9 protein-coding genes are annotated in these 7,334 nt (G+C 60.6%); 1 reads left to right on the top strand and 8 read right to left on the bottom strand.

The window, feature by feature from the left end; genetic code table 11:
- Nucleotides 1-260: 260 nt before the first annotated feature.
- Nucleotides 261-2,183: a hypothetical protein gene (locus tag OSC30_RS16680; RefSeq protein ID WP_267172978.1), complete on the top strand. Its 1,923-nt coding sequence runs from the start codon at nucleotides 261-263 to the stop codon at nucleotides 2,181-2,183.
- Nucleotides 2,184-2,255: 72 nt separating this feature from the next.
- Here the strand turns inward: OSC30_RS16680 and OSC30_RS16675 are convergent, their stop codons facing one another.
- The 8 genes from OSC30_RS16675 to OSC30_RS16640 form a co-directional block, all read right to left on the bottom strand.
- On the bottom strand, nucleotides 2,256-2,591 hold the full coding sequence (locus OSC30_RS16675) for a TfoX/Sxy family protein (protein ID WP_267172977.1): 336 nt from the start codon (nucleotides 2,589-2,591) through the stop codon (nucleotides 2,256-2,258).
- Between the two features lie 268 nt (nucleotides 2,592-2,859).
- Complete coding sequence (locus tag OSC30_RS16670) at nucleotides 2,860-3,105, bottom strand: hypothetical protein (protein WP_267172976.1); 246 nt, start codon at nucleotides 3,103-3,105, stop codon at nucleotides 2,860-2,862.
- Nucleotides 3,106-3,166: 61 nt separating this feature from the next.
- A complete protein-coding gene (locus OSC30_RS16665) occupies nucleotides 3,167-3,439 on the bottom strand; it encodes a hypothetical protein (protein ID WP_267172975.1) in 273 nt (90 codons plus the stop codon).
- Between the two features lie 81 nt (nucleotides 3,440-3,520).
- Nucleotides 3,521-4,219, bottom strand: a complete 699-nt coding sequence (locus OSC30_RS16660) for an FRG domain-containing protein (protein WP_267172974.1) — start codon at nucleotides 4,217-4,219, stop codon at nucleotides 3,521-3,523.
- A 702-nt stretch (nucleotides 4,220-4,921) separates the two neighbouring features.
- The gene (locus OSC30_RS16655; RefSeq protein WP_267172973.1) at nucleotides 4,922-5,623 is read right to left on the bottom strand and encodes a hypothetical protein; all 702 of its coding nucleotides are present in this window, start codon (nucleotides 5,621-5,623) and stop codon (nucleotides 4,922-4,924) included.
- A gap of 89 nt (nucleotides 5,624-5,712) precedes the next feature.
- Entirely contained in the window at nucleotides 5,713-6,072 is a 360-nt protein-coding gene (locus OSC30_RS16650; protein ID WP_267172972.1) for a hypothetical protein, read from the bottom strand.
- Nucleotides 6,073-6,193: 121 nt separating this feature from the next.
- Complete coding sequence (locus OSC30_RS16645) at nucleotides 6,194-6,496, bottom strand: putative quinol monooxygenase (RefSeq protein WP_267172971.1); 303 nt, start codon at nucleotides 6,494-6,496, stop codon at nucleotides 6,194-6,196.
- 67 nt (nucleotides 6,497-6,563) lie between these two features.
- A complete protein-coding gene (locus OSC30_RS16640) occupies nucleotides 6,564-7,181 on the bottom strand; it encodes a hypothetical protein (protein WP_267172970.1) in 618 nt (205 codons plus the stop codon).
- Between the last annotated feature and the right edge of the window lie 153 nt (nucleotides 7,182-7,334).

Raw genomic sequence — 7,334 nt, 5'->3', positions numbered from 1 at the left:
CCGCTCTACAGACGAGGTCGAAGATTTCGCCTCAAGGAGCCCACGGCCTCCCCGGAAACACACTTGCTTGGTTCGCACCTCTGTGTGTGCGTGAGCAACATACAAGGAGCCCACTTGTGGGCGATGCCCTTGCTCTGATGCATCCAAGCAAAAGCATCGTCCACAAGTAGGCTCCTACAGAGACATCCAGCCCGTTCAGGCCGCCCGCCGCGAGGTTCACACTCCCACGGCACAACCAACCTGCACGCTACACTTCCGCCATGCCCCTGCCACCCGCGGACAAGCCCACTGACTCGCCCGCCAACGCGCGACTGGTGGTCATGCTGCGATCGCCGCGCGAGGCCGCGGCACGGGCCATCGTCTACCGCCGCCGCCGCGCCGAACGGCCGCACGACCGCGGCCTGCGCGTCGCCGGCCTGGTCGGCACGCTGCTGGTGCACATTCTGGTGCTGTTCGGCGCGATCCTGGGCCCGGCCTACGACCTGCAGGAGCCGCAGCGGAAAGCCGAGCCGCTGCAGGTCCGCCTGATCGACAACCCCGAGCCGCCGCCCCCGCCACCCGTGCGCGGGACGCCACCCAAGAGGGTCGGTCCGCGCCACCGCGGCCACACGGCTACCGTCACCGCGGCGCCCGCCCGGCCCACGCCCGCCACCCCGACACCGCCAACCCCTGCCAGGGCCGAAACGCCGGTCATCACGGCATCCGCGCCGAAGGCGACCATCCGCATCGCCCCGGTTGCCGCACCGCCGCCACCGCTCACGCTGCCGAAGCCGCCGCCGGCGCCCGACCTCGCGCCGGTGCCACTGGCCGGCACGCCGCCGCAGGTCACCCTGGACATGCCGCCCACCGCGCGCCCCGTGCCGCCGAAGTTCCAGCCCGAGCCGGTGCGCAAGCCAAAGGTCGAGGGCAACCGGCCGATGCCCACGCCGCCGTCGCTGGCGATGCCGGCGGTGCCCGCGCAAGCCGCGCCGCCGATCGCCGCACCAACCATCGCGCTCGACCAGATCACCCCGCCGAAAGACCAGCCACCCAGCGCGGTGACCCTGGTCCGCCCACAGCCGGCGGCCGCGCCCGCCACGCCGCAGGTCGAGCCGATCCCGTTGCCGGCGCAGGCCGCGCCCACCATCAACCTGGCGCCGCAGGTCAGCGTGCGGACCCCGATCGTGTCGCGCGAACGCCCGCGCGTGCAGGCTCCCAGCATCCAGCTTGCCGAACCGCAGCTCGCAGCCGTGCCGCTGGATACCACGGCCGCTCCCGTCACGCCGCGACCGGCGGCCCCGGCGATCGAGGTGTCCGCGGCGCCGGCCCCGCCCCCCTCGCTGGTCCTCGCCCGCCCGCAAGCGAGCGCAACCGCGTCGTCCGACGACACGACGCCGGCGGAGGCGGCCACTCCCGAGGATGAAACCGCGGCCGCGAAACCGGACAGCACCACCGCGCAAGACAACGCGCCCGCCAGTTCTCCCGAGGCCACGCCGCAAGGCAGCGACTCCGGCACCCCGGGCGCCCGCGAAGGCGCGCCCGACGCTGCCAGCACCGCCGGTACCGCCACCCCCAAGCCCGGCCAGGGCGAAGGCCAGGGCGAGGGCAAGCAGGGCAAGGCACAACCGGGCGCCGTCGAAGGCGCCGGGCAGGGGCGGCTGGGCAGCTATATCCAGCTCAAGCCGACGGGCGACACGCAGATCATGGAACACCGTGCGCCCGACATCGGATACCGGCCGACCCGCTTCGAGGGCGACTGGACTCCGGAGGGCGAAAGCTCCATCGATACGGCGCTGCGACATGCCGTCGAAAAGACCACCATCAAGCACACCTTCCATTTGCCGCGCGGCGTGCGGATCAAATGCGCAGTCAGCCCGTTGTTCCCGATCGCGCTATTGGGCTGCGGCAGCGGCAACCCGCCAGCCAAGGCCGCCAAGGATCCGCGGCTCTACGAGCGGTTGAACCTGGCGCCGGTCAAGCCACTCGATCCCGCCGCGTCCGCCAGCGTGGCCAGGGCCGCGTCGGCTCCGGTGCCTGCCGCTCCCATCCACCTGGACAACGCCGCCCAATGCGCGGCGGCTCGCGTCAGCGGCGGTCCGCTGCCGCCGGGCTGTCCTGGCGAGGTTGTCGAGCCGACGCGCCCGACCTCGCTGCCGGCCGCGGCCAGCAGTTCATGGGTTCCCGCGAGCGACCAGTTTCACTGAGGCGATCCGGCCGCGTTGTGCCGGGCATCGTGCTGCGGCAGCGTTGATGGACGTCTCGGCCCGGCCTGCGGATCACGGGCCTTTTCGTTTCGGCTTCCTGGCCTTGGGTTCGGGCATGGCCTTCGCCGTCGCGGCCAGGAGCTCATGCAACCGCTCCGAATCGTCGAGCAGTTCGTCGCCGACCGGGTAGGGCTTGGCGCCCGGGTAGGGCGGACGCCGGGGCAGGTCCGCCGTGAGCGTGGCGGTGGCATCCGCCGCCTTGACGAACAGGCTGTTGTCGCAAGCGAAGGCCACGACCTTCCCGTCGATGTATATCCCGTATTCGCCGAACATGCGCTTGAAGGTGATGCGGTCACCGAACCCGGACTGCTCGGTGACGTACTCGACGAAGGACAGTTCTGTCGCCATGGGATTTTTCCGGTAGGTCGTTCAGCGCCAGCGACATGGCCATGGTTTCCGCCATCTCGCCTACTTGAGCCAACTGAGGACGAGGACAACGACAATGGTTGCAGGTATGAGGCAAACAAAAACCCCACGAGCCGTCCAACGCTTGTCGCGCGGTTCCTGACCATCTGGGACCGGAACGATGTTGCCGTACTTGTTGACCTCGAAGAGCTTCATTTGCGGCCTAACGCTGGAATTAAGCGGCGGCGAAGCCGTCCGCTTGGATGACTGGTTAGGTGTGCGGGCCACGATTTTTGCCAGCGCCACCAACGATTGCTAAAACGAAACCGATACTGCCTGCCGCGAGAGACCAGATGATGCTGATGCCAGCTTTGACGTGGAGTTGCCACAAACCGATAGCGCTGACGAAGATGAGTAAACCAATAGTTTCGACCGCACCCAACGACCTGTTGCCAACCTGATAGAGGCTTCCGTCATCGCGGTTGACCCATTGTCTGAGCTTGGCAAAGCGACTCATTCTTGGACACACCTAACGCTGGAGTTAAGCGGCGGCGAAGCCGTCCGCCTTGAACGAGATGTTAGGCATCGAGCCTACACCGGAACGCGAGCGTGTACCCCGCAAGGTCGATGCTTTCCCAATCACTTGACTCGTGGATAGGCATGTCCAGAGTGGACTTGCGCAGTGTTACCCCTTCTGTGAAGTCGGAGAGGACGATGATGGCGGAACCCTCAAGAAGTTTGTGCGAAGCCTTGAACACGCCCAAGTCATCTGTTTGCTCGACGGGAGTAACTGATACGTTGCCTCGACCCAATAGCTCGTCGTTGAACAGCAAGGCAAGTTCGACGCGCATATCTCTTGATGCCTAACGCCCGAATTAAGCGGCGGCGGAGCCGTCCGCTTGATGAATAGTTAGAACACACCTTCCAGTAGTTCAGGAGGTCATGCGCCAGTTTACGTATTTGCAAAGCCCATCAAGATCGGGAAGCATTGAGCGGTAGTTTATTCCAAGTAGGTCTAGCTTTTTGAGAATGAACGATTTTTGTTCGTGTGGTATTTCGAGATGATAGACCCAAAGAAAATGAATAACATCGCTATCCAGTGCCTTGAAGGACATTCCTGCGTAATACGGGTGTATTGAAAACCAGCCATCTTGAGACACGAGTCTCGCATTGTTGTGGGCAGGCCGAAAGACCTTAGTGACCGCGAAGGCAAACGGGTCGGCATCGGTACTAGGGTCGAGCAGAACATCTTGGGCCGCCCGGTAAATGTATAGGTGTGCTGACTCAGCGGTCCAATACTCCAAGCATGCGAACCACAAGGCGACGAGCGGGCTGGTAGACCAATCTAAAAGCCTTGTTGCCATTCCATGATGCTGCGCGATCGCAAGTAGGTCGAGGTCGCTGGATGCTCCAACCCCGCTGAAGCGGCATCCTTGCCTTCGTAGCTCCGCAAGCATCGCGCGCTCAACTTGCGTGGAATCCCGCTCCGGATGGACGCGTGCAATTTTTGGCAACAACGGCTTGCTGCAAGGCTGACCACGGAACAGCAGGGTATCCCCCGGCGCGACGCCCTCCAAGGATGCGATCTCGCTGAGAAACGTGGGTAGGTCGGTCCAGAGGATTTCTTTCACGTTACCCCGTGTGTTCTAACGCTGGAGTTGAGCGGCGGCGAAGCCGTCCGCCTTGAACGAAATGTTAGAAGGCACCGCGATTAACTGCAGCACTTGCCGTATTTAAAAGCCACAGCCAAACCTGAGTTCCACAAGAAGTTCGAAGTTTCATCGAATGGTGGTTTGTACGAATGCGTTTTGCCGCTTGGCTCAGTGTACATAATGGAATCCATTGCTCCGTCACGATTTGCGTCTGACATTTGTACCCCTGTTTTCTTGGCTGAAGAAGAAACATGCGCTGGAGTTTCACCGACATAAATTTCCGTTTTGATGTGCAGTGCTCCGTCGGATAGCCATAACCGTTCTACTTGCTCCTCGCCCGAACGCGACGTCCATCGGACTGTTTCTTGGCCGCTATGTGTCAGAAGCGCAACCAATTTCGGATAGTTCCTTGGCACAACGTCGGTCTCGAATGTTGAACGTGTGTTCTGTTTCGGCTCATGTTTCGGCGGTGTTCGATATTGAGGGCCATAGAGCAAATTTGCTGGCGACCACCCAGACAGACGGACGACGGCAAGGACCGCAACAAGTATCCCAAGACCCACTACGAATTTTCCGATGTTGCGCAACGCGCGTACCCCCCATGCCTTCTAACGCTGGAGTTAAGCGGCGGCGAAGCCGTCCGCTTGGACGATCAGTTAGACGTCCGGATGCTTCTTCTAGTTACGCCCAGCCAGACGGATGGAATGCGCTAAAATCGAAGAAAAGCTTTATGGTACTTCCATCTGGAAGCGTCAGCTCTTGGCTCTGTTTCGCGCCCGGAAGGAATCCCCGCCGCCCGCAAAGCCAATTGTCTTTGCCCTCTTTGCCATACTTGTTTTCTATCCAAACCATCTTACACATCTCAGCTATCGCTCCGTCGACGGCACTCGAAGTAAGCATTTCTGGAGAAAGCTTTTCGCGAAGCGCTGCCTCGAATTTCGGGCGCAGGCCGTCAAGATTGAGAGGAACAAGTGCGACGGCGGTTTCTAGGGTAAGACCGTTGCCGCCAGCGTAGCTAAAGGCCGGCCCATTTGGTGCAGGCGCTGGAGAGCTCTTATCAGAGCGAGCAGTCTTGAATAGCTGTGCCCGGACCTTCGCAGCGCCACCTGGGCAGCAATCTTTAAAAACCTTTAGGACGAGATCCTCGTTGCCCGGCATTAGCGCGAGCCACCTTTTCGCTGACTCAGAGCCTGGGTTTGCAGAAAAAATGTTCCATCCATCTACGAACTCTTGGCGGAAGACTGCCTGTTCACCGTTACTTTCAGCTTCTCGGTTAACCATTTGGAAGAAGTCTGAAAACTCGGCGCGCGCAAGCTCGAAGTCGCATTCGCGAAGAACGGCCTCCCACGGCGACTCGTCACGACTCCTGTCAAATGGCCACATGACGCCTCCTTGGTAGTCTGTCTAACGCTGGAGTTAAGCGGCGGCGCAGCCGTCCGCCTTGAACGAGTTGTTAGCAGCCAACGCAAGGTCTAGATGAAACCCACGCATTGCCATTTGACCTGCTTGATGGTTGTGGAGCAGGAGCCACGACCTGGAAGAGGCCACGACGGCGTGTACATAAATATGAAGATGCCTTGTGCAACATTTAGATGGTAGACAACGCCTGATGAAGGGTCGTTTGCAGGCAATTGAGGAAGAAGCTCCGGAACTAGCAGCTTCAAGTTGGCGGGGAGTACGCCGTATTTTTTCTGATATGACGCAATGGCTTCGACGACAGGCGCGAACTCGGCTTGCAGCTTCTGACCAGCGGGATCCGCGCCTACAGCTACCCGAGCGAAACAGCCGCTGAGCACTGAACAGATGATGGTGAGGAAGACGAGTCGCAACATTTGACGGCTAACGCCTGAGTTAAGCCGACTTGCGTAGTGGAGGCAAAAGCGTGGCAAGCTTTTTCTGCCACGCTTTTGCCGTAACGAAGCAAGTTCGGCTTGAACGAATTGTTAGGCTTGCTTAGCCGGGTAGCTTTGCCGCAAGTACGTCAACTTTCTCGATGGACGGCGGCTCGGAGAACAACTCACCGGCCTTTGCCATTAACGCTGCTGCGACCTTGCCGGAGAGATGGGCTTGCCGACCCGCTTCATCCGGAAAGGCATCAAAGATTCCGAAAGTACTTGGCCCAAGGCGAATGCCAAACCAAGCAGTGGTGGCAGGCTCCTCATTGACAATGGGAAGACCGCCCATAAGGAAGCTCTCCACCTCTTTCTCTTTTCCGGGTTTTGCTTCAAGGCGAACGAACAACGCTACTTTGACCACGATATGTCTCCTGTTGTTGTAACGACATCACGATACGCCATGTTCTCTTGCAAGCCTAACGCTGGAGTTAAGCGGCGGCGAAGCCGTCCGCCTTGAACGAAATGTTAGGCCTGCCCGCGTAAGACAACCACATGCCGCATCGCTTCTTGCTGCGCCCCCAGCCCTGAGCCGTATGCTCGAAAAGAACGGTGCCGCCGTTACCGCACAGCCGACCGCAGACGAACGAGTATTTGAGTGCAGCAAACTCGCCCGAGGAATCAAAGGCGACCGTGGAAAGGGTGAGCAAGGCATGCGAGAAACCCTGCTCGACCGCCTCGTCAATAGGCTTTCCCTCAGCGATCAAATTGCCAGGGTCTGCTGCTCGCCACTTGGCTGGGTCGACGATGCGGACCCAAGGCAAGTCGCTGAGTTGCGTGGCCAGCGACGCGCTTGTTGCCGGAGTGGCCCAACCGTGGTGATCACCGGCGCACGAGGAAATCTCTTCTAGATCTTGCTTAGTTAGGGCCTCGGCGCCTTCTGCCACATTCATTGGCGCTTTGTCCTTGCCGCGCCACGAGCCAAGAAAGACCTTGTAGACCTCTGCCGTGTTCTTATTGGGTGCGTGTGCTTGGGCGTGCAGTGCCGAGCTGCCGATGAGTGTCACGCTCACCAGCAGGGTTACGACGGATAGCATCCTGAGGGACATGTTGGGGTTCCTTTGATGTCTAGCAGCCTAAGGATGGTCTGATCAATCGCCGCGCAACCACTCACGCGTGACATTGGTCCCGTCAAAGCGAAAAACGCTCATTTTGACGGCGGAATGCCGCCTTATTCGCTCCGCAGTTGACCTCTTTGGTCC

The organism is Frateuria hangzhouensis, from assembly GCF_026410505.1.
Classification (GTDB): domain Bacteria; phylum Pseudomonadota; class Gammaproteobacteria; order Xanthomonadales; family Rhodanobacteraceae; genus Frateuria_A; species Frateuria_A hangzhouensis.
This window is presented reverse-complemented; position numbering and strand designations above follow the sequence as displayed.